Source organism: Peribacillus sp. NPDC097197 (assembly GCF_050278025.1).
Classification (GTDB): domain Bacteria; phylum Bacillota; class Bacilli; order Bacillales; family DSM-1321; genus Peribacillus.
Map to the genome: position 1 here is coordinate 53,546 of NZ_JBNNST010000001.1, position 21,912 is coordinate 75,457.

Consider the following 21,912-nt stretch of genomic DNA (forward strand, 5'->3'; position numbering starts at 1 on the left):
ATGAAAAAATGGAAAACGGTCCTCTTCTGGATATTGCCCATTGCGATGGTTCTCCTATCATTGAGCATCGGACGCTTTGGAATGGACTTAGGGACTCAAATTAAAATATTGCTTTCAACCGTGTTTCCAATCGAGCCAACATGGACACAGATGGAAGAAACAGTGGTCCTTCAAATACGTCTGCCACGAATTTTACTGGCCTTGTTAATCGGTGCGGGCCTATCGATTGCAGGCGCCTCTTTCCAAGGGATGTTCGGCAATCCCTTGGTCAGTCCCGATATCCTAGGAGTGTCTGCAGGTGCTGGGTTCGGTGCTTCCCTTGGGATTTTATTATTGGGACATGGTTTTGCATCTCAAGTCTTGGCACTTGGCTGTGGTTTAGCCGCCATCGTTTTCACGTTCATAATCAGCGGCAAAAAAGATTCACCGGTCTTCATGCTTGTTTTGGCTGGGGTTGTCACCTCCGCCCTTTTCCAAGCGTTGATCTCGTTAATTAAGTTTGTCGCCGACCCTGAGGAAAAGCTGCCAGCCATCACATACTGGTTAATGGGAAGCCTTGGAACGGCCACATACAAGGATTTATATGTGGGTGGACCAATCATCCTTGTCGGCATCTTGATTTTGTATTCACTACGCTGGAGAATCAATTTACTGACCTTACCTGAGGATGAAGCAAAATCGCTAGGTATCCCGGTCACTAGATTGAAGTGGACGGTCATTCTTGGTGCGACGTTAATTACGGCTTCTTCTGTAGCGATAGCCGGTATCATTGGCTGGGTTGGATTGATTATCCCTCATGTGGCAAGAATGCTTGTCGGGAACAACAATCAACTTGTCTTACCGGTATCCCTATCGGTTGGTGGCGCCTATTTACTCCTGATCGATAATCTGGCTCGTTCTGTAACGGCTACGGAAATTCCGCTATCGATATTGACAGCCGTTATCGGCGCACCATTTTTTGCGATTCTACTTAGAAAGACAGGAGGTGGGTGGTCATGAAAATCGAGGTGCAGGGAGGGAATTTTTTCTATGCTAAAAAAAGAGAGAAAGCTCCTTTTCTTTACCAGACCGACATTGACTTTTCGTTGAATGACGGAGAGATCATGGCGATCCTTGGCCCGAACGGTGCCGGTAAAACCACGATGCTGAAGTGTATCACCGGCCTTCTTGATTGGAAAAAGGGTCAAACGCTCATCGACGGAAAGCCGCTTACTGCGCTATCACGCAAAACGATCTGGAAACGAATCGGTTATGTTCCTCAGGCACATAAAATGGTTTTCGGATTTACTTTGGAAGAGCTTGTCATTATGGGAAGGGCGCCTTATATCAGTACGCTGTCCCAGCCTTCTGCAAAGGATCGGGAGGCTGCCATCGCTGCTCTTGAAATGGTTGGCATTGCTCACCTTGCCAAAAAGTCCTGTAATTCCGTTAGTGGTGGGGAATTGCAGCTGGCCTTGATTGCCCGGACGCTTGTATCGGATCCGGATGTATTGATTCTTGATGAGCCGGAGTCGCATCTTGATATTCAAAAGCAAATCGTGATTTTACAGACACTTAAGCGGTTATCGAAAGAGAAGAACATTTCTTGTATCATAAACACGCATTATCCGAACCACGCATTCTACTTGGCTGACCATGTTTTAATGACTGCCAAGGAAAAGCGTGTGGTGTATGGCGAAGTCCGCGAAGTGATGACGGAAGCCCGGATGAAAGAGTACTTCGGAATCGAAATGAAGAAAATCATTTATGAGGAAGAGGATGACTTTTTGATTGAAACGATGGTGCCGAAAGATCTAGGTCTTTTACGTGATCAAAGTACATGCCGTTTTAATAGTGACATCTAAAGCTATAGAAGGCAGCCATGTGATGGTTGCCTTTTTGCGTTCCAAATCTTAATTTAAAGTAATCTGAAATATCATATAATACGATTTCCTATATGGTGTATAATGAAAGGCAGTGAAATTATATACATATGAACAATTTGGTGTCTGTAAGGACTTGAAAGGGAAGTTGGTGAAATGCCAACGCGGTCGCGCCACTGTAAATGGGAGTTAACGGATGTATACCACTGTATGAATAATATGGGAAGGTGCCGTTAGCAATGACCATGAGCCAGGAGACCTGCCAAAATTGTACACCGGTAACCACGCGGATGGGGAGGTGTGTGGCAGAGCTATGTCCCTTTTTTGTTCCGTTGCCATACAAGCATCCTCCGTTTTGATGGGGGATGCTTTTTTGTATGGCTTTTGATATTCGCAACACATGTGTGAAGGTCCAGAAATGAACACAAAAATGATGGAGGTTTTAAGATGAGGAAGATATATAGTTTCATGCTTGTGATGGGATTGATGGTCGGTATATTGGTTGGCTGTAGCGATGCCTCTCAGGATAGAACAGGAGAAAACCAGTCGACAAAACAAGCTGTTAACCAGGGCTTCCCGCTTTCGTTACAAGATGCAGTGGGTAACAAAGTCACCATCGAGCAGAAACCAGAAAAAATCGTTTCATTAATCCCAAGTAATACAGAAGCGGTCTTTGCGCTAGGTTCGGGTGAGAAAGTGATTGGAGTGTCTGAAAATGACAATTACCCGGAAGAAACGAAAGATATTCAGAAGATAGGTGGAATGGAAATAGATACAGAGATGATTTTAGCCTTGCAGCCTGATATCGTTCTTGCTCATGAGAGTGCCCATAATTCCAAAGAAGGAATCCAACAGCTTAAGGATGCGGGTATTCCAGTTATAATCGTCAATGATGCTAAAAGCTTTAAAGAAGTGTATACGTCTATCGAGATGATTGGAACGGCAATAGGGGAACTGGATAAGGCAAAGGAAATCGTCAAGACGATGCAGAACAAGCTGGAAAAGATCAAAGAAAAGGCTAAGGCAATCAAGAGTGAGGATAGAAAAAGTGTTTTTGTAGAGGTTTCACCGTCACCTGAAATCTATACAACGGGAAAAAATACTTTCATGGATGAAATGCTGGACATCATTTCAGCGGATAATGTCGCAGGTGAATTGGATGGCTGGGTAAAACTCGATGAAGAGTCGATGATAGCGGCCAACCCGGATGTCATCATTACAACCTATGGTTATTACACAGGAGATCCAGTCAAAGAGGTAACGGGAAGAAATGGATGGGCCGACATTCAGGCAGTTAAGAATGGTGAGGTTTTCGATGTCCATTCAGATATTGTCACTCGTTCCGGTCCTAGGCTTATAGAGGGAGTAGAGGAACTTGCCAAATCAGTCTATCCGAACGTATTTAAAAACTAAACGGGCATTGGCCTATGTATTTGCCCTATCATTTTTGGTTATTTCGATATTGATCGGTGTTTCCTTAGGATCGGTTTCTGTTCCGATACCAGTGCTTTTGCAAATCATTGGCAAGGAAGTCCTTCATTTGCCCCTGGCCATGGAACCGGATGGGACACTGACGAATATCGTGATGAACATCCGCCTGCCGAGGGTCGTGCTTGCAAGTTTGGTTGGGGCATCCCTTGCAATAGCAGGGGCAGCATTTCAGGGATTGCTCAGGAATCCCCTAGCTGACCCCTATACCCTGGGAATATCCTCAGGGGCTTCGCTTGGTGCAGTATTAACGTTGTTTTTGAATTTGTCACTGCCGTTTTTGGGCCTATATACACTGCCTACATTAAGCGTTCTTTTTTCATTGTTGACGATTTTTTGCGTATTGACCTTTGCAAGAAAAATGGATCGTTCCATGAAGGTAGAAACGATTATTTTAACCGGCATCATTTTCAGCTCGTTTTTAAGTGCTTTCATCTCATTGATGATTGCATTGACGGGTGAGGAGTTAAGGCAAATCATCAGCTGGCTGATGGGAAGTGTCTCGATGCGTGGTTGGAGTCATGTCACGATCATTTTGCCATTTTTCCTCGTTGGTTCTCTCGTATTGATGATGAACACCCACGAATTGAATGCCATGACATTTGGGGAAGACCGTGCGAGGCACCTAGGCGTGAATGTTCAGCGGAGGAAGATGCTGATTCTGATCGCCGGCTCGATACTGACAGGGGCTGCCGTTGCCGTATCAGGGACGATTGGCTTTGTAGGGCTGGTCATCCCCCATTTGGTCCGCAGGATTTGGGGGCCAGACCATACGCATCTGTTGCCATTATCATTGATTGTGGGAAGCGGATTTTTAATATTGGCTGATCTGGTGGCACGAACGATCATCGCACCGACAGAATTGCCGATAGGTGTTATTACTTCGCTTATCGGTGCGCCGGCATTCGCATTTATTTTATTAAAGAGACGGAGAGAAGGGTAGAAGTGTATGCTTGAAGTTAAAGGGTTAACAGGAGGATATGATAATAAAACGGTTTTGGACTCCGTCTCGTTTGATGTGAAAAAAGGAGAATTATTCGGTATTCTTGGTCCGAATGGAAGTGGGAAAACGACGCTATTGGGGATGCTTAGCGGTATCCTGCCGTATCAGGCGGGAACCATCGATATTAAGGGGAAAGACCTACAGGGATATTCGTCCAAACAACTGGCACAGGTCATCGCCGTTTTGCCGCAGCATTCCTCATTGGCTTTTTCCTATACAGTAAAAGAGACCGTTGCCCTTGGGCGATATGCCCATCAAACAGGGTGGTTTCATAGTTGGACGTCTGAAGACGAAGAAATCGTTCAACGCGTGATGATGCAAACGGGAGTGGCAGTCTTTCAGGAAATGCATTTTGAACGTTTGTCAGGCGGGGAAAGACAACGTGTTTTGTTGGCACAAGCTCTTGCACAAGAACCGGAAATCCTTTTTCTCGACGAACCGACGAACCACCTGGATCTGTCTTATCAAAAAGAACTTCTTGATTTGATGAGGAAAATGGCTAAGGAACAACAATTGACGGTCATTTCAATTTTTCACGACTTGAACTTGGCTGGCTTATATTGCGATCGCCTGATGTTGCTTGAAAAAGGGCGAGTCCAAGTGATTGACGTGCCGAATGAAGTGCTTCAGCAGGAGCGGATTCAGGAGGTATATAGGACAAAAATCGAAAAACATCCTCATCCTGCCTTACCTAAGCCGCAAATGTTCATTGTACCCGAGAAGCATACAGGAGAGCTGGACCCTTTGGAGATCAATGAAAGTTATCTGAACCAGGCTCCGGAGTTCCTTCATTTAAGTTCACCCATTCCGCTTAGAACCATGTCATCCGGCGTAACTGGTTCGGGAACGGGGTGGCATCAGCACTTTGTTAATCGACATGTCCACTACGATTACAATTGTGATGACCATATTGCTGAAATGGCTGAGTATTTGAAGACATACGGATTTGAACCGCAGGAAACCGTCGGAATGATGACGGCCGTGTTTTTGGATACAGTGTCATATCGACTTCTAAGAGATGAGGGTTTTTCGATATTCATCATGGTAACAGCGGGGGTAGGGAATGCCATCGATGCCTCTTTGGCAGACAGGCATTCATGGACTTCATCGCCGGGTACGATCAATACCTGGGTTTTCGTGAATGGCCATTTGGCGGAAGAAGCGTTCATTCACTGTATCGTGACAGCTACCGAGGCGAAGGTTAAAGCGCTTCATGACCTACATGTCTTAGATCAGGTGACAAACACATGGGCGACTGGAACATCGACGGATAGCATCTTGATTGCAGCCACACAAAGAGGAACCACCCTCCGTTATGCGGGTACCATCACGCCTCTCGGGAAGTTAATTAGCCGTGGCGTTTATGACTGTACAGTGGAAGCGATTGAAAATAGTAGGAAACGGATTGAAAGCTTATGATTTTTCACCATCTTTATGCAATCACATTGGCATTTATCCTAGATTTGGTCATTGGCGACCCTCCTGATTGGCCACACCCGGTTAAATGGATAGGTTCGCTTATCAATAAACTTGATGAAGCTCTCAACAAAGGGACAAGAAAGAAGCGGAATGGACTGTTCATGCTACTGCTCATCTTGCTGCTCGTGTTGGCGGCCACAGGCATCACCGTCTATTTAGCGTATAGAATCCATCCTGCTGCCGGTATCATCTGGGAAGCGCTACTCATTTCCACCACGATCGCTCAAAAGAGTTTAAGACGGGCGGGAATGGATGTTTATCGACCATTGAATACACGGGATATGGCCAAGGCGAGGCGGAAGCTTTCTTATATTGTGGGCCGTGATACGGCAGATCTAGATGAACCGGAAATTGTTCGGGGTACCGTTGAAACGGTAGCGGAAAACACGAGTGACGGTATTACGGCTCCCCTGTTTTGGGCTGCCATCGGAGGCGCGCCACTTGCCATGATGTATAGGGCAATCAATACATGCGACTCCATAGTCGGATACCAAAATGATAAATATGCTGACTTCGGATGGGCTTCTGCCAAGCTTGACGATCTAGTGAACTGGATTCCGAGCCGTTTAACCGGTTTTTTGATGCTGATTGGATCAAAGTCAGTCCATAACGGCTGGAAGGGGCGGTGGGCTATATTATTCAAGGATGCCCATAAGCACCCAAGTCCGAACAGTGGGTGGTGCGAAGCGGGTGTTGCAGCCATCCTGGGCGTTCAACTGGGCGGAAGGAATATGTACAAAGGTGTGGTGTCCAATCGAGCTAGAATGGGCCTTCCAATTGTTCCGCTAGAAGCGATTCATATAAAAAAAACGATTACCATCATGCATCGGACTTCTTTTTTATTCCTGTTGATGCTTTGGTTAGGAGGACTTTTATTTGCAATTACCAACTCATGGCTCTAATCCGCATTATCTTTACAAAGCACTGGGAATCGAAATGCCACAATCGTATGTGGACTTCAGTGCCAATATCAACCCATTGGGTCCACCCTCTAGTATAAAACAGAGATGGTCGGGGTTTTTTGAGGGTATCCTCGACTACCCAGATCCACATGCCGTAGAGCTGACACATATGATAGCAAAAAAAGAAGCACTTCCTGAAGATTCTGTACTTGTTGGAAACGGAGGAGCGGAAATCATAACACTTGTGGCGAAAGAACTGGCGAATAAACGAGTGTTAATCATACAACCAGCCTTTGCCGAATATGCCGAATCTTGTTTGGCAGCAGGTTGCGAGGTCGACTTTTTTCAACTGGAAGCGCCCAGGTGGGAACTGGACTTGGATCGATTACGTCCGCTTTTGCCAAAGTATGCTGCCATCTTTTTATGTACGCCCAATAATCCGACTGGCATTTCTTATAAGGAGGAGACAGTACGGGAACTAATCGAAGCATGCCAAAAAGCCCAATGCATGATGGTGCTGGATGAGGCCTTTTATGATTTTACGGATAATGCCTTTTCCTATGCACCTCTTATTAAAGAGTTTCCTCATTTGCTCATTTTACGATCAATGACGAAAATTTTCGCGATACCTGGATTAAGGCTGGGTTACCTATTGGCTGACCCGACCATTATTACACGGGCCAAGACCTTCAAACCACATTGGAGCGTCAACCATATCGCCCTGGAGGTAGGCAAACTCTGTTTGGCAGAAGAAGCATATATGAGTAAAACAAGAGCATATATTCAAAGGCAAAAAAGGGATTTATTCCGCTTTTATAAGGAACTGGATATCGAGGTCTCTGAAAGTACGGTGAATTTTTACTTAGTGAGGGACGAGTCTCTTTCCCTGTTTCCCTTTTTACTGAAAAGGGGCATCGTGCCGCGCCATACTTATAATTTTCCTGGTTTGGATGGCAGGTGGCTCCGGTTTGCAGTGAAAAGTGAGCAGGATAATAAGGCATTGATGGAGGCGGTAAAACAGTGGAAAACTCTAGGCTCTATTTTATAACGGGGGGCGTTCGAAGTGGTAAAAGCAGCTTTGCAGAAAAAAAGGCGGTGGAGCTTGCCATTCAATCGGGCGGCAACCTACATTATCTTGCTTGTGGCCGGAGTTCTGATGCCGAAATGGAAGAGCGGATTAATAGGCACCGTCAGGACAGGCATAGAAGTCCGCTTGCATGGAGGACATCGGAATATCCGACGGATGTTAGCCGAATAGGGAAGGACCTGGATGCAAAATCAATCGTCTTGCTTGATTGCCTGACGACGTTGCTCGATAATGAATTATTTCTGCCTAATGTGCCCCTTACAGAGGATTTTCTACATAAAGTATTCACCAAAATAATCAAGGGCATCGGTGAAATCAGGAAGGAAGCTCAAAGCCTGATTATCGTAAGCAATGAAGTGTTACAGGAGCCCATTTTTCAAGATGAATTTCTACATACATACGGAAAAGTGCTCGGATTGCTTCATCAAGCGATCGTTGAAAGGGCAGATGAGGCCTATCTTGTCGAATCAGGTGTCCCTCTAAGGATGAAAGCGGGTATCCCTGAATGAATAGCTGGATTGGATTCTTAATTAACTTGCAATTTTTTACGGTGTTTCCCATAAAGAAACAACTTCCAATGGATAAGAAGTATATTCACCGGGCGATCCAAACGTTTCCTTTGGTCGGATTGTTTCTAGGTCTGATATTAGGGGGAGTGCTATACGGGCTTGTGGAATGGACACCATTTTCCCCCCTAGCCATTGCGTTTGTGCTATGGGTATTAACGATTGCCCTAACAGGTGGGTTGCACCTTGATGGTTGGATTGATGCAAGTGACGCCTTCTTTTCGTACCAAGATAAAGAACGACGACTGGAGATCATGAAGGACTCCAGGACCGGTGCATTTGGTGTCATTTCTGTCATTGTGCTGTTAGCTGCCCGCTTTATATGGATGTATGAAATCATCGAACGGATCAATGAATGGACTTATTTTTTGATTATCATGGTTCCCTTTCTAAGTAAATGCGTGATGGGCTATTTACTTAGCCGTATGCAGTTGGCTAAAAAAGAGGGACTGGGCGCCTTTTTCCAAAGTGCAGTCAGGAAAAACAGCTTGCACATATATTGGATTTACCTGCTTTTAAGTTTTGCGATAGCTTATTTAATCGATATCAACCTCATGGCTTTATTCGCGATCATGGGGATCGCCGCACTACTCTTTCTCCTTTATATAAAACGGAAAATCATCCGTTGGTTCGGTGGAATAACGGGTGATGTGCTGGGCGCGTCAGTTGAAGGAGTGGAGGTGTGGTTATGGCTGATTCTGTGGCTATTACACTACTTCGCCATGGGTTGACGGAAGCCAATGAGCGAAAAGCCTATTTAGGGTGGACGGATTCTCCCTTAAGCATAAAAGGAAAAAGGGATATCGAGGAATGGAAGCAATACTATCCAAGATATGAAAGGATTCATTCAAGCGACTTACTTAGGTGCATGGAAACATCAAGGCATCTGTTCCCGGAGGTTGATCCAGTGGGATGGCCTGCTTTCCGTGAAATGAATTTCGGCAGGTGGGAAGGCCGAACTTATGAAGAACTGAAGACGAATGCTGATTATCAAAAATGGCTGGAGGATCCCATGGTGGCAGCTGTTCCTAAAGGGGAGAGTTATCCTGAGTTTTCCAGGCGGGTTCATAATGGCTGGGCCCGGTTGATCGCGGATGAGGATAGCTCCACGTATGCGGTGATGACTCATGGAGGTGTGATACGTGAGCTTCTTGCCCGTTATGCACCGGTGGAAAAGCCCTTTTGGGATTGGTCGATACCCCATGCGAAGGGGTATGAGCTGATTTGGGAAAACAAGGAAAGGTTGAGGAGGGGTGAACGTTGCACTTTGTTACAGGCGGTGCCTATAATGGGAAAACTAAATGGGTCAAGCAATTTTACGGGTTGAATACTGAGGGTCTATGGCTATCAGGCTATCAAAACGACCAACCGGATTTCAGAGATTTTCAAAAGGATATCGTCGTGCTACAGGGAATCGATGCGTGGATTGGGCAGGATGTGAATATCATGGATGTGGAGTCAATCCGGAAGAAGTGGAAGGAAATCCTGGACGGCTGGCGAATATGGGAGAAAGAAGAAAGTGGTCGCACATGTGTTGTCATCGGTTCGGATCTATCAAAAGGCATCGTTCCAATCGAAAAAAAGAACCGTCAATGGCGTGATGCATGCGGATGGATCTTTCAAGATGTGGCCTCCATTTCTACACGCGTGGATATCATTTGGTATGGAATCAATCAACGAATTAAATAGAGGAGGAATAGAGATGAAAATATATACACGTACAGGTGATAAAGGGCAAACAAGCGTAATCGGGGGCCGTTTGGATAAGGATGATATCCGTGTTGAATCTTACGGGACTGTGGATGAAGTGAATAGCTATATTGGGCTTGCCGTAACTGAATTGGATTCGGCGGTTTTTGAAGATATACTAGTAGATTTGGAAAAGATCCAACATGAGCTATTTGACTGCGGTGGTGATTTGGCGACCGTTTCTGATAAAGCCCCTCAAAAGTTGACGGATGAGGCGATTACATACTTAGAAGAACGAATCGATGCCTTCATCGTCGAAGCCCCTGAATTGGAAAAGTTCATATTGCCAGGTGGTACAAAAGCGGCTGCAACAATCCATATAGCACGTACCGTTACAAGAAGGGCTGAACGATTGGTGGTTTCCTTGATCAAATCGGGTGCAGCGGTGTCTCCTCTTTCCCTGCAATATTTAAATCGGTTATCGGATTATTTCTTTGCGGTCGCACGAGTGATCAACTTCCGCCTTGGTGTGAAGGATGTCGAATATGCCCGTAGTGCTAACGTATTCCGCGGAGGAAAAAGAAAGGAAAAGGAATAAACATGAACGCAAGAAAAATCACCATGAGTTCCATGTTCATCGCCTTATCGTTGGTCGGGGCGATGATCAAGATTCCTTCCCCAATTGGAAGTATAGCTTTCGATAGCTTTCCGGCACTATTGGCGGCTGTTGCATTAGGCCCGATTACGGGAGGAATCGTGGCTGGTTTAGGCCATATCTTATCTGCCTTGATTGGCGGCACGCCACTTGGTCCGTTTCATTTCTTAATCATGTTGGAAATGGCAGTCCTTGCTTGGATGTTTGGTGTCCTATATGACCACGATAAGAAAATAAGCGCTTTTTCCTTTTTCTTTTTAGGTAATGCCTTCATCGTAGGATTACCTTTCGCATTCTTGGTTAGCACTGAGTTTTACATGATGTTGGTACCTTCCTTAACGGCGGCTACAGCATTGAATGTATTCTTGAGCATTCTTTTGATTCCTCGTCTCGTGCCAGTCTTGAAAAAGGTGTTCATACGAGAAGGAATGATTGGATGATGGATTCACTGATCTTGCCGTTCAATGATTCCCAGTCCTTGGTTATCTCAACAGATAATAGTGGTGGAATCGGGCTGAAGGAAAAAGATCTTGTTCATGTCCCATATGAGGTGGTCGGCTATTACTCTTTTCGGGTAGCGGTCATGGAATGTTTGGCCTCCGGTGGGAGCCCAATCGCTGTCGTCCTTCAAAACTTCTGTGGCGATGAGGCCTGGGGAAGTTTGACGAAGGGTGTGAGGAAGGGAATGGATGAAATAGGGTTAGACCTGTCCATTACTGGCAGTACAGAGAGTAACATGCCCCTCCAACAATCCGCATTAGGGTTGATGGTCATTGGAAAACGGGAAAAAGGGTTGGGTTCGAAGGAAACTTCCAATCGGAAAATGGCCATTGTCGGCAGGCCGTTGGTTGGCGACGAGGTTATGGAACAACAGCAGTGGGTTGCACCTTTATCCCTCTTTAAATGGTGCTCCGAACTTGAAGGGGTCCGCCTCCTTCCTGTAGGTTCGAAAGGCATTGCCTATGAATGGGAGCAGCTGGATCCTCAAGGTGGGGGAATACCCGAACGGATAAAGAGTCGTGTAGATATCGAGAAATCATCGGGTCCATCTACCAGTTTTTTGATCACCTATCCTGAAAGCCTAGAAGCGGACATTTTCCAACGTTGCGGTCCGCTTATTCTCGTGTGATGGTACATATGTATATAAAGGGAGAGACCTGATTTGCGCCGAGTAGGGTCCCTCCCTTTTTCGTCTAGTAAGCGCCCTTGATGATCCTATAATTCATCTTATGAGTTGGAGTAATTAGGGAAACACTCATAATATTACGGAGCTGTTTGTTAAAGATCCGTTCATATGGCTAAGCTACTGGAATGGTTGAGTGATTCTAATTCTAAGGCCATTTTACATCCCTGCACCCTATGACTCTATTGGGGGACCTGATTTTACGAAACCCGCTTTTTACCGGATTAGGCTTTGTTTCTTCCTTTACATGGGTCTAAGCAAAGGGTTTTAATAAAGAAGAACAGTATTCTATTTGGCCCGACCTGTATCTAGTAATTGATGATACATGTATGAATCGAAAATGGGGACGGCATTTCAGTCGTTTCGCTTATCCTAATCTTACTATTGGATACAATTGTTTAAGAGAAAGGAGCACGATGTAATAGCATGAAACATTCTAATTATATGATGGGAATCGATATTGGGACAACAAGTACAAAAGTGGTTCTTTTTACGAAAGACGGTAAGGTAGTGCAAACATGTTCTAAGGGATATCCATTGAACAGTCCCACACCGTCCGTTGCAGAACAGGACCCTGAAGAAATCTATAAGGCGGTCTTGCTGACAGTCGGTGAGGTCATGATTGCAAGTGGGATTGAAAAAGAAGAATTGGGGTTTATTTCGTTTAGCTCGGCCATGCATAGTTTGATTGCCATGGATACAGGCGGAAACCCACTAACCAACAGCATTACATGGGCTGATAATCGAAGTGCTGCCTATGCCGAGGAACTGAAGGCATCAAGTCAGGGAGAGGCATTATACCATAGGACGGGGACACCGATTCATCCGATGTCACCCATCACGAAAATCATGTGGCTTAGAAATGAACACCCAGTAATTTTTAACAAAACGGATAAATTTCTAGGAATTAAAGAATATATCATTTATAAATTTTTCAATGAATATGTGATGGACTATTCTATGGCTTCAGCAACAGGCCTGTTCAACTTGAAAACGATGGAGTGGGATGAGGAAGCATTGGTGATTGCCGGAATCGGTTCGGACAAACTACCAAGGCTTGTGCCGACGACCCATATCCTTTCCAACTTGAGTGAGGGATTGGCTGCGAACATGAATATTTCCCCTGATACACCAATGGTCATTGGTGCCAGTGACGGGGTACTAGCTAACTTGGGGCAAAATGCCATCAAACCGGGTATATTTGCGGTAACGATTGGAACAAGTGGAGCGGTCCGTACGGTCAGTGACCATCCGCTTACGGATCCAAAAGGGAGAACGTTTTGTTATGCCCTTACTGAAAAGCATTGGGTCATTGGCGGACCGGTCAATAATGGCGGGATTACCTTCCGATGGGCCAAGGACCAACTTGGTCGGGAGGAAATTGCGAGAGCGAAAGTATTGGGCCAGGACCCTTACGAAATCCTGACCGAAATGGCAACGCATATCGCCCCTGGTTCTGACGGGTTGATTTTCCATCCATATATGGCTGGGGAAAGGGCACCGTTATGGAGCGCTGATGCGAGAGGCTCCTTCTTTGGATTGGCTCTTCACCATACCCGTGATCATATGGTCCGATCTGTACTTGAAGGCGTGATGTATAACTTATATAGTGTGCTGCTCACTGTAGGGGAATTGACCGGGGCCCCGAAAAAAATCCATGCGAGTGGCGGCTTTGTCCGTTCCAAGCTTTGGCGTCAAATTATGGCTGATATATTTAACCAGCATGTGAAGATTCCTGAAAGCTTTGAAAGTTCGAGTCTAGGGGCTGCTATTCTTGGTCTCTACGCTTTAGGGGAAATCGAAAGTTTGGATGCGGTGGAGGATATGGTCGGTAACACCCATGAGCTCGAGCCCATTGAGGCAAATGTGGAAATATACCAAGAACTCATGTCGATTTACCTGTCCGTTTGCCGAAAATTAGAAGGAGATTACAAGCGAATTGCCGACTTCCAACGTCGACATTTAGAGTGATGCGACAAAAGCACAGCTGTTAAAAGCTTGTGCTTTTCTTTTGGCTTATTTTCAAAAATGATAAGATAGAGGAAAAAGGTAAGGGGATTTAAGAGATGGGAGCCAGTAAAACAAATGCGATGCGTATTCTCGATAAAAAGAAAATAAAGTATGAGATGATGAGTTACGATGCGAATGATGGGAAAATTGATGGTATTACGGTCGCTTATAAAATCGGCAAATCACCGGAAACGGTCTTTAAAACGCTTGTTACCCATAATGGTCCTCAACAGCTTTATGTGTTTGTCATCCCTGTGGCTGCTGAGCTGGATTTGAAAAAAGCGGCCAAAGCAGCAGGTGTGAAAAAAATCGAAATGCTGGCCGTTAAAGATCTGCAAAAGTACACCGGGTATATCCGTGGAGGCTGTTCACCTATAGGAATGAAAAAGCAGTATCCGACCTTTATTGATGAAAGCGCATTAGACCTGTCCGAAATCATCGTGAGCGGTGGGAAGATCGGTACACAAATTGTCCTGAAACCATCGGGATTCTTGATGGGGGCAGAGGCTGAAACTGCGGCCCTTTTAAAGTGAATCTAAAAAGCTCCCATATAAGGTTTTAGTCACTTTGAACTTTTAGGCATTCACCTACCTGTGCTTCATGGCATACGCTGTCTTGAAGATACATCTGTATGGTAAAGGAGAGTGTGGAAGTGTCAGGAAATGCGATGCATTATTTTGCCGGAGGTAATACGGCCAAAGGTTTTTATAGCTTATATGATTCAAACCTTACGGGATTGGAGAAATTATTCATCCTAAAGGGAGGACCTGGGTCAGGGAAATCAACGATCATGAAAAAGATTGGCCAGGAATGGCTGGATAAAGGCTACGACATAGAGTTTTTGCACTGTTCCTCCGATAATGATTCCATTGATGGGGTGATCATCCCTGCATTGAAAGTAGGTCTTGTGGATGGGACGGCACCGCATGTAATTGAACCGAAAGCGCCAGGGGCTATAGAGGAATACGTTAATCTTGGGGCCGCCTGGTATTCCCAGCAGCTGGCGGCTGAAAGGGCAAACATCATTCGATTGACGAATGCCAGAAGCAAGAGCTATGAGGCGGCTTATGGCCACTTTGCCAAAGCGTTGGAGATACATGACGAATGGGAAGAAATCTATAAAGCAAACATAGATTTCGCCAAATTAAATGGATTGACGAATAAACTGATTCAGGGTTTTTATAGAGATATATTCTTGAACAAAAAAGCGGATGTTCGCCACAGGTTTTTAGGTGCAGCCACTCCAAAAGGTGCTGTTGACTATGTTCCGAATATTACAAAAGGTGTGCATAAACGGTACTTTTTGAAAGGGCGTCCGGGTTCAGGTAAATCGACGATGCTGAAGAAAATTGCCAAATCTGCAGAGCAACGGGGCTTTGATGTGGAAATGTATCATTGTGGATTCGATCCTGACAGCTTGGATATGGTGATCGTGCGTGAAGTGGGCATCGCCATTTTTGATAGCACCGCCCCTCATGAATACTTCCCAAGCCTTGAAGGGGATGAAATCATCGATATCTATAAGACGGCCATCCTTCCGGGAACCGATGAGATATATGCCGATCAAATCAAGGCTGTCTCTTTGAGGTACCGGGAGAAAATGAATGAAGCGACAGCGTGTCTGGCGAAGGCGAAAGAGCAACATGACGAACTTGAAACAATCTATGTGAAGGCCATGGATTTTACGGCTGTCGATGACATGATGAAAGATATTCAGGAACAGATTGGTGAGCGGGTAAAGGCAATGGATAACCCAACCATATTACATTGAAAAGAGACTGCACCTTTTTTAAAAATGAGGTGCAGTTTTACATAGAAGGGACAATCATTTAGATCATCTTACACATACAAGGATGTTAATCATTTCTTATTCAGGTAAAATAAGTGTAAAAAGAAAAGGGAGTGGTTAAATGATTAAAACGATTGCGATTGATATGGACGGAACATTACTGAATAAAATGCAAATGGTGAGTGAAGAAAATAAATCATCGATTCATAAGGCTCAAGAAGAAGGGATCGAAGTCATCATTGCTACTGGAAGATCATTTGAGGAAGCCAGATATGCTTTAGATAAAGTGGGCCTTGAATGTCCGATCATCTGCGTGAATGGCGCTGCCCTCTTCACGCAAGAAGGGAAGGTAGCGGCTTCCCATCCAATGCCGATAGCTTCCGTAAAGAATGCAGCGGAGTGGCTTGAAGAACGGGGAATCTATTTCGAAATTTATACGAGCAAAGGAATTTTCTCTAAAAACTACGAGACCGCAATCGATGCCCTTGTGGATGTAATGGTCACGGCAAATCAGGATATTGACCCGTCCCAAATTAGAAAGTATGCAGAGGCTCGTCTACAATTGGGACATGTTACATCCATTGCGGATTATACTGAGCTTTTCGACCAAGCTGAGTTGGAACTATATAAAATCCTTGGTTTCTCCACGGATTTGCAGGTATTGGACCAAGCTGCCTCGCGGTTCAAAATGGATGAAGGGACTGCTGTCACCTCTTCGGGTCGTGAGAATGTGGAAATCACGAGCAAACATGCCCAAAAAGGAATCGTACTCGAAAAGTATGTGAACGAAAAAGAAGGCTCTATGCAGGAGACGATGGCCATTGGAGATAATTATAATGATATATCCATGTTTGAAAGAGTGGGTTTATCCGTCGCAATGGGAAATGCCCCGACCGACATTCAAAACCTTTGTGATGAAGTGACAGGGACAAATGAAGAACATGGAGTAGCGAAGGCCATTTTAAAGGTTCTTAAGAAGACAATCGAATAACTCGGCAAACCGAGGGAGGGAATTTATTTGAAAAGATGGTGTTCATTGATCCTCATGATTACGTTGGCCTTGACGGGATGTTCAGGGGGAGAGGGAAATAACGGTGCACAGCCTGAGGAAGACTCAACAGAAACGGCGATAGATGGCCCTGAGGTACTGGTAACGAACCTGGCTTCTCCATGGTCGATTCAGAAAGATGGAGAGACTTTGTATGTTTCAGAACGGTCAGGCACCATCGTGCAATGGAAGAATGAGCATATGGAGAGGCAGAAGGTTCAGCTGGAAAAGAAGTTGTCCTCAAAGGCAGAAGCTGGATTGCTTGGATTTGTGCTCGACCCTGACTTTTCGAAGAACCATCAAGCTTTTGCCTATTACACCTACGAGGAAAACGGAAAACCATCCAATCGGATCATCACGCTCCAACAGGTGGATGATACATGGAGAGAGAAGGAAATTCTAATCGACAAGATTCCAAGTGGTGACTATCATCATGGAGGACGCTTAAAGATTGGCCCCGATGGAAAACTATTTGCCACAACAGGAGATGCAAGGGAACCAATGATTGCCCAGGATCTTGATTCTTTAGGTGGCAAGCTTTTGCGTTTGAATCTTGACGGAACCATCCCCGACGATAATCCTTTCGAGAATTCCTATATTTTTTCTTACGGACATCGCAATCCGCAAGGCCTCGCTTGGGATGAAACGGGACAACTGTTCGAAAGTGAACATGGTGAATCTGCACATGATGAATTAAACGCGATTCTCCCTGGAAAGAATTATGGCTGGCCGGAAATAGAGGGAAGTGAGGCACAATCAAATATGGAAGCTCCTATGATTCATTCCGGAAATGATACATGGGCACCTTCTGGGATTGCGTATTCAGATGGCAAGCTTTTTGTTGCTGCCTTAAGGGGAGAAGCACTTAAGAGGTATGAAATAAAAAGTGGGAAAATGACGGATTTAGTTACCGATTCTGGCCGGATACGAGATGTGTTAGTAGACGGGGGATTCCTATATTTTATTAGCAATAATACAGATGGGCGTGGAAAGGCCGATCGTAATGATGATAAACTTTATCGTTTGCCCTTAGCTAAGTCCCATTAAGAGATGTCCTGTAAAGGGCATTTTTTTTATGCTTCCAAGGAGGAGTGGGAATACTGATAATGTGTGAGTAGTATCTGGATAAATCAATAGGGATTGGCTGGACAATTCAGATGAATCGTAGTATAGTTACCTAGGTAACTAATTTTCAGGGGGAATACCTTTGTTTTTACGTGATGGTTTATTTTTTCACCATAACCTGCAATTCTCAAGAACGTTCACCAAGAAGTTAAATGAGCAGCTGGCAAAGGTCGATCTTTTTCATTCTCAATGGATGATTATCTATTATCTGAAGGAATATGGTAGTACCACGTTGGTTGAAATCAGCAATTACTTAGATGTCGAGAAACCGACAGTAACCCGGACGGTGAATCGATTGGAAGAACGAAAATTAATCGAACAAATACCGGGAAAAGATAAACGGGAACGGAGAATTCAGTTAACTGATTTAGGTGAAAAAACATACCTAAAAGCTAGAAAGGCAGTAGATGAATTCGAACTTCAATTAATAGATGGTTTGTCTGAAGAGGACTGGGAAGCAACATTGCGGACCTTAAAATTCTTAAAGGAAAAGTTACAACAATCGTAAGGAAGAAGGATTGAAATGAATCAAAAAACAAAATTGTGGACGAAAGACTTTATTATTGTTTCGTCCGCAAACTTTTTTCTCTTTTTAACGTTTTATGTCTTGATGGTCACTTTGACCCTTTATACGATGGATAATTTCCATTCTTCTCAAGCTCAAGCCGGACTGGCGTCGAGTATTTTTGTCTTGGGAGCAGTACTTGTACGACCAATCGCCGGAAAAAAGATTGATCAATTAGGTCGGAAGAAAATGCTTATTGGTTCGTTGGTATTATTTTTTATAGCCTCCGTTTTCTATCTGCAAGTGGATAGTTTGCCGCTTTTATTTATTGATCGGTTGGTTCATGGTATCTCATTTGGTCTCGCTACAACGGCCACTGGAACAATTGTTGCTGATATCATACCGAATGAAAGACGTGGTGAAGGTACGGGATACTTTGCCATGAGTACAAACCTGGCCATGGCATTTGGTCCATTTATCGGATTGTTCATTACCCAGCATTTTAGCTACTCCTTTATTTTCTATGCCGCATCACTATTCGCTGCATTCTCTTTAGCGGCTTCTTTATTTTTATTTGTACCTGAGGCAACAAAAGATCAAGCGCCTCGACCACGGGGGTTCAACATCAAAGACTACTTTGAAAAACGTGCTTTACCGATATCCATACTTGTGATGTTTGCAGGTTTAGCCTATTCGAGCATCTTGTCCTATTTAACTTCTTTTGCAAAGGAAATAAACCTACTGGATGCCGCGAGCTTTTTCTTTGTCGTGTTCGCTATATTCCTTTTAGTTACCCGTCCATTTACAGGGCGTATGTTCGATGTGAAAGGTGAAAATGCTGTAATTTACCCTTCCCTTGTCTTATTTGTAATTGGGATGGTCGTACTAAGTCAATCGCAACATGCCTTGACGCTCTTGATTGCAGGTGCTTTCATCGGTGTAGGATATGGTACGTTTCAGTCAAGCGCACAGGCTATATCCATCAAGGAATCTCCATCAAATCGTATGGGATTGGCAACCTCCACATTCTTTACCTTTTATGACTTTGGAATTGGTTTAGGACCGTTTATGCTAGGGTTCCTCGTTCCTTATACTGGTTTTAAAGGGTTGTTTATCTGCATGGCTGTTCTGTCAGTCTTGTTGATAGTCATTTACTATTTTGTTCATGGTAAAAAGGCATCAGCAAGGGCATCCAGGCAGAATACGGGCGATCAAATGATTTCTTGATTATCCCTTATTTGTTTAAAAATATGGAAAAAGGGGATACTTATTGTATGATTTACTTTTCTAAGTAATCCCCCTTTTTCTACGTCTGTTACAAACAGGCGTTTTTTTATGGAAATAAATAAAAAAACCGCCAAATGGCGGTTTTTAAAATTTGTAGGTCCATAATCGCTCTTTTCGAATCCAGTCGAGGAAATCAACATCTTGGTTTTCGAATTTTTCCTTCCAATCAACCACCATTGCTTGTGTTTGCGATCGGTGCGCGGTTATGGCCGCTACCTTTTTATCTTCAGCTGCGGTGATGTCATGGATGATATCGGGTTGTCCCAATTCATCGATGCAATTATTGGAAAAGGCGACACAATGGAGCTTTGGACGGTCTTTTTCTTCGATTCTTTCTACAGCGCGAACGACGGCACGTGCTGTCGCTTCATGGTCGGGGTGGACACTGTATCCTGGATAAAACGTTATGACCAATGAAGGATTAAGTTCATTGATGGCCTCTGTGAACAGGGAGGTCAATTTTTCATCATCTTCAAACTCAATCGTTTTATCTCGTAAACCAAGCATGCGCAAGTCTTGGATACCAATGGCATTCGCTGCATCGATTAATTCTCTTTTGCGAATTTTAGGAAGGGACTCTCTAGTTGCGAAAGGAGGATTTCCTAAATTTCTACCCATTTCCCCTAGAGTCAAGCAGAGGTAGGTAATCGGTGTGCCGGCTTCACTATGTAAGGCAAGCATCCCTGAAACAGAAAAGGCTTCATCATCGGGGTGCGGGAAAATCACTAAAATATGCTGTTCTTTTTCCATAATACTCGTCTCCTTTCGTTCTACTTACAATAATTATAAAAGAGTTCCGCCGAAGAGAAACGTACGTGCGGGATGAATAGAAATGGTGTAAATATCTTTTGGTTATTCAAAGGGAGTAGAACTGATCTGAAGGGAAACGGCAAGTTTTCCCGTGAAATCAAGTCCTGCCAACAATAATCTTCCTTGATCATCGATCTCGAAGTGGTTTACGCCTTCAGCATATACCCAGCCAATCATGAGTTTTAAGCCGACGCGAAAAGGTCCGTCCCCAATAATCTTACCGTGTTCATATTGAATTTGTGCATTACGAATATAAGCGCCTGCAGAAAAAAAAGCTTCATCCACATGGGTGGCATAGGCACCGTTAGTCGTTTCAAGGTGAAGGTATACATCTTTTCCTGCAAATGAATCGATGGCTTTCTGCACCTCTGAACGGTCTATAGGTTTCATTCGACAATTCCTCCTTTACTGGGTAACTATAAGCATTTTCCATCTTTCTATTTTACTAAAGTTAAGCGGAAAAAGCGAAGAGGGCCGCTCGAGTATTTGAGCAACCCTCTTAATTAATAGTATTTTTTATTTTTTAGGCGTCCCATATTTATGGTATGCACCATGATTGACCGGACCTACATAATCATTCATTTTCCAAGAATGACGGACGGCTTCGGTAATGAAGTCTTTTGCGACATAAATGGCTTCACGAGGGCTCTTTCCTTCAGCTAACTGTGCCGTAATTGCAGCTGAAGATGAGCAGCCGGCCCCGTGTGTATTGGTCGTTTCGATTTTTTCGGATTCCAGGATTTCAAACTCTTTTCCATCGTATAAAAGGTCGATGGCTTTGTCATGATCCAGCTTATTACCACCTTTGATCAGAACATATTTGGCACCAAGGGCATGGATTTTCTCGGCAGCCTTTTTCATATCATCAATCGTTTTGATCGGGGCAGTCCCAGCCAATTGTGCAGCCTCGAAAAGGTTTGGAGTAACGACTGTTGCACGTGGAACAAGCAACTCACGAAGTGCGACAGCAGTTTCCGGATGTAAAACTTCATCTTCCCCTTTACATACCATAACCGGGTCGATTACGACCTTATCCAGTTTCAATTCGTCTATTTTACGAGCAACAAGCTCAATGATTTCAACAGAACCAAGCATGCCTGTTTTCATGGCATCTATCCCGATAGAAAGAATCGTTTCTAATTGGGCTTCTAAAATTTCGACCGGTGTAGGGAAAACATTGTGAGACCAACCGTTTTTAGGATCCATGGTGACAATTGTCGTTAAAGCGGACATTCCGTAAATCCCGAATTCTTGAAATGTCTTTAAATCAGCTTGAAGACCTGCACCGCCGCTGGAATCTGAACCAGCAACAGTCATAGCTCTATTCATGGTCATTATGTGACCTCCTCAGGAGTATTGAATGATATGGATATTATCAGTGTACCGTAATATCTTATTTTTAGAATATACCAAAATTTATATTA

24 protein-coding genes and 1 riboswitch are annotated in these 21,912 nt (G+C 44.3%); of the genes, 21 read left to right on the forward strand and 3 right to left on the reverse strand.

The features are described 5' to 3' along the window. The 21 genes from ACQKL6_RS00250 to ACQKL6_RS00350 all read left to right on the forward strand — a co-directional run bounded on the left by ACQKL6_RS00250 (nucleotide 1) and on the right by ACQKL6_RS00350 (nucleotide 19,618). A complete protein-coding gene (locus tag ACQKL6_RS00250; protein WP_427650208.1) occupies nucleotides 1-999 on the forward strand; it encodes a FecCD family ABC transporter permease in 999 nt (332 codons plus the stop codon). Beyond that, nucleotides 996-1,844 carry an ABC transporter ATP-binding protein gene (locus ACQKL6_RS00255; RefSeq protein ID WP_402955000.1) on the forward strand — a complete coding sequence of 283 codons (849 nt, stop codon included), beginning with the start codon at nucleotides 996-998 and terminating at the stop codon, nucleotides 1,842-1,844. Before ACQKL6_RS00250 ends, ACQKL6_RS00255 begins: the two co-directional genes overlap by 4 nt. 121 nt (nucleotides 1,845-1,965) lie before the next feature. Then, a riboswitch (cobalamin riboswitch) is annotated at nucleotides 1,966-2,143 on the forward strand. Nucleotides 2,144-2,309: 166 nt separating this feature from the next. Then, nucleotides 2,310-3,275 carry a helical backbone metal receptor gene (locus tag ACQKL6_RS00260; RefSeq protein WP_427650209.1) on the forward strand — a complete coding sequence of 322 codons (966 nt, stop codon included), beginning with the start codon at nucleotides 2,310-2,312 and terminating at the stop codon, nucleotides 3,273-3,275. Further along, on the forward strand, nucleotides 3,238-4,293 hold the full coding sequence (locus ACQKL6_RS00265) for a FecCD family ABC transporter permease (RefSeq protein WP_427591684.1): 1,056 nt from the start codon (nucleotides 3,238-3,240) through the stop codon (nucleotides 4,291-4,293). The genes ACQKL6_RS00260 and ACQKL6_RS00265 overlap by 38 nt, the downstream gene beginning before the upstream one ends. Nucleotides 4,294-4,299: 6 nt before the next feature. Next, nucleotides 4,300-5,772 (forward strand): heme ABC transporter ATP-binding protein, encoded by a 1,473-nt coding sequence (locus tag ACQKL6_RS00270; protein WP_427650211.1) that lies wholly within the window; start codon nucleotides 4,300-4,302, stop codon nucleotides 5,770-5,772. Next, nucleotides 5,769-6,734 (forward strand): adenosylcobinamide-phosphate synthase CbiB, encoded by a 966-nt coding sequence (cbiB, locus tag ACQKL6_RS00275; protein WP_402870140.1) that lies wholly within the window; start codon nucleotides 5,769-5,771, stop codon nucleotides 6,732-6,734. Before ACQKL6_RS00270 ends, cbiB begins: the two co-directional genes overlap by 4 nt. Continuing rightward, complete coding sequence (gene cobD, locus ACQKL6_RS00280; protein WP_427650213.1) at nucleotides 6,709-7,782, forward strand: threonine-phosphate decarboxylase CobD; 1,074 nt, start codon at nucleotides 6,709-6,711, stop codon at nucleotides 7,780-7,782. Before cbiB ends, cobD begins: the two co-directional genes overlap by 26 nt. Continuing rightward, the gene (locus ACQKL6_RS00285; protein ID WP_402954981.1) at nucleotides 7,755-8,330 is read left to right on the forward strand and encodes a bifunctional adenosylcobinamide kinase/adenosylcobinamide-phosphate guanylyltransferase; all 576 of its coding nucleotides are present in this window, start codon (nucleotides 7,755-7,757) and stop codon (nucleotides 8,328-8,330) included. Before cobD ends, ACQKL6_RS00285 begins: the two co-directional genes overlap by 28 nt. Continuing rightward, nucleotides 8,327-9,118, forward strand: coding sequence for an adenosylcobinamide-GDP ribazoletransferase (cobS, locus tag ACQKL6_RS00290; protein ID WP_402870151.1), 792 nt, complete (start codon nucleotides 8,327-8,329; stop codon nucleotides 9,116-9,118). The genes ACQKL6_RS00285 and cobS overlap by 4 nt, the downstream gene beginning before the upstream one ends. After that, the gene (locus ACQKL6_RS00295; RefSeq protein WP_407407561.1) at nucleotides 9,076-9,714 is read left to right on the forward strand and encodes a histidine phosphatase family protein; all 639 of its coding nucleotides are present in this window, start codon (nucleotides 9,076-9,078) and stop codon (nucleotides 9,712-9,714) included. The genes cobS and ACQKL6_RS00295 overlap by 43 nt, the downstream gene beginning before the upstream one ends. Then, nucleotides 9,648-10,076, forward strand: a complete 429-nt coding sequence (locus ACQKL6_RS00300; RefSeq protein ID WP_402954975.1) for a bifunctional adenosylcobinamide kinase/adenosylcobinamide-phosphate guanylyltransferase — start codon at nucleotides 9,648-9,650, stop codon at nucleotides 10,074-10,076. Before ACQKL6_RS00295 ends, ACQKL6_RS00300 begins: the two co-directional genes overlap by 67 nt. A 13-nt stretch (nucleotides 10,077-10,089) precedes the next feature. After that, complete coding sequence (locus tag ACQKL6_RS00305) at nucleotides 10,090-10,674, forward strand: cob(I)yrinic acid a,c-diamide adenosyltransferase (RefSeq protein ID WP_402954972.1); 585 nt, start codon at nucleotides 10,090-10,092, stop codon at nucleotides 10,672-10,674. Between the two features lie 2 nt (nucleotides 10,675-10,676). Beyond that, nucleotides 10,677-11,171, forward strand: a complete 495-nt coding sequence (locus ACQKL6_RS00310) for an ECF transporter S component (RefSeq protein ID WP_402954969.1) — start codon at nucleotides 10,677-10,679, stop codon at nucleotides 11,169-11,171. After that, nucleotides 11,168-11,860, forward strand: coding sequence for an AIR synthase related protein (locus ACQKL6_RS00315; RefSeq protein WP_402954962.1), 693 nt, complete (start codon nucleotides 11,168-11,170; stop codon nucleotides 11,858-11,860). Before ACQKL6_RS00310 ends, ACQKL6_RS00315 begins: the two co-directional genes overlap by 4 nt. Before the next feature lie 480 nt (nucleotides 11,861-12,340). Then, the gene (gene gntK, locus ACQKL6_RS00320) at nucleotides 12,341-13,885 is read left to right on the forward strand and encodes a gluconokinase (protein ID WP_427650217.1); all 1,545 of its coding nucleotides are present in this window, start codon (nucleotides 12,341-12,343) and stop codon (nucleotides 13,883-13,885) included. 95 nt (nucleotides 13,886-13,980) lie between these two features. Beyond that, a complete protein-coding gene (gene ybaK / locus ACQKL6_RS00325; RefSeq protein WP_427650218.1) occupies nucleotides 13,981-14,457 on the forward strand; it encodes a Cys-tRNA(Pro) deacylase in 477 nt (158 codons plus the stop codon). Nucleotides 14,458-14,576: 119 nt separating this feature from the next. Further along, on the forward strand, nucleotides 14,577-15,695 hold the full coding sequence (locus ACQKL6_RS00330; protein ID WP_427650486.1) for a PRK06851 family protein: 1,119 nt from the start codon (nucleotides 14,577-14,579) through the stop codon (nucleotides 15,693-15,695). Between the two features lie 139 nt (nucleotides 15,696-15,834). Beyond that, nucleotides 15,835-16,704 carry a Cof-type HAD-IIB family hydrolase gene (locus tag ACQKL6_RS00335; RefSeq protein ID WP_427650220.1) on the forward strand — a complete coding sequence of 290 codons (870 nt, stop codon included), beginning with the start codon at nucleotides 15,835-15,837 and terminating at the stop codon, nucleotides 16,702-16,704. Nucleotides 16,705-16,731: 27 nt separating this feature from the next. Then, entirely contained in the window at nucleotides 16,732-17,808 is a 1,077-nt protein-coding gene (locus tag ACQKL6_RS00340) for a PQQ-dependent sugar dehydrogenase (RefSeq protein ID WP_427650222.1), read from the forward strand. A gap of 160 nt (nucleotides 17,809-17,968) precedes the next feature. After that, complete coding sequence (locus ACQKL6_RS00345) at nucleotides 17,969-18,394, forward strand: MarR family winged helix-turn-helix transcriptional regulator (protein ID WP_402870177.1); 426 nt, start codon at nucleotides 17,969-17,971, stop codon at nucleotides 18,392-18,394. Nucleotides 18,395-18,409: 15 nt separating this feature from the next. Next, a complete protein-coding gene (locus ACQKL6_RS00350; protein ID WP_402870180.1) occupies nucleotides 18,410-19,618 on the forward strand; it encodes an MFS transporter in 1,209 nt (402 codons plus the stop codon). 144 nt (nucleotides 19,619-19,762) lie between these two features. Here the strand turns inward: ACQKL6_RS00350 and bshB2 are convergent, their stop codons facing one another. From bshB2 to pdxK, 3 genes are all read right to left on the reverse strand, one after another. Continuing rightward, nucleotides 19,763-20,428 carry a bacillithiol biosynthesis deacetylase BshB2 gene (gene bshB2, locus ACQKL6_RS00355; RefSeq protein WP_427650224.1) on the reverse strand — a complete coding sequence of 222 codons (666 nt, stop codon included), beginning with the start codon at nucleotides 20,426-20,428 and terminating at the stop codon, nucleotides 19,763-19,765. Between the two features lie 102 nt (nucleotides 20,429-20,530). Beyond that, nucleotides 20,531-20,878 carry a YojF family protein gene (locus tag ACQKL6_RS00360; protein ID WP_402870186.1) on the reverse strand — a complete coding sequence of 116 codons (348 nt, stop codon included), beginning with the start codon at nucleotides 20,876-20,878 and terminating at the stop codon, nucleotides 20,531-20,533. A 126-nt stretch (nucleotides 20,879-21,004) separates the two neighbouring features. Further along, complete coding sequence (gene pdxK / locus ACQKL6_RS00365) at nucleotides 21,005-21,823, reverse strand: pyridoxine/pyridoxal/pyridoxamine kinase (protein WP_402870188.1); 819 nt, start codon at nucleotides 21,821-21,823, stop codon at nucleotides 21,005-21,007. Between the last annotated feature and the right edge of the window lie 89 nt (nucleotides 21,824-21,912).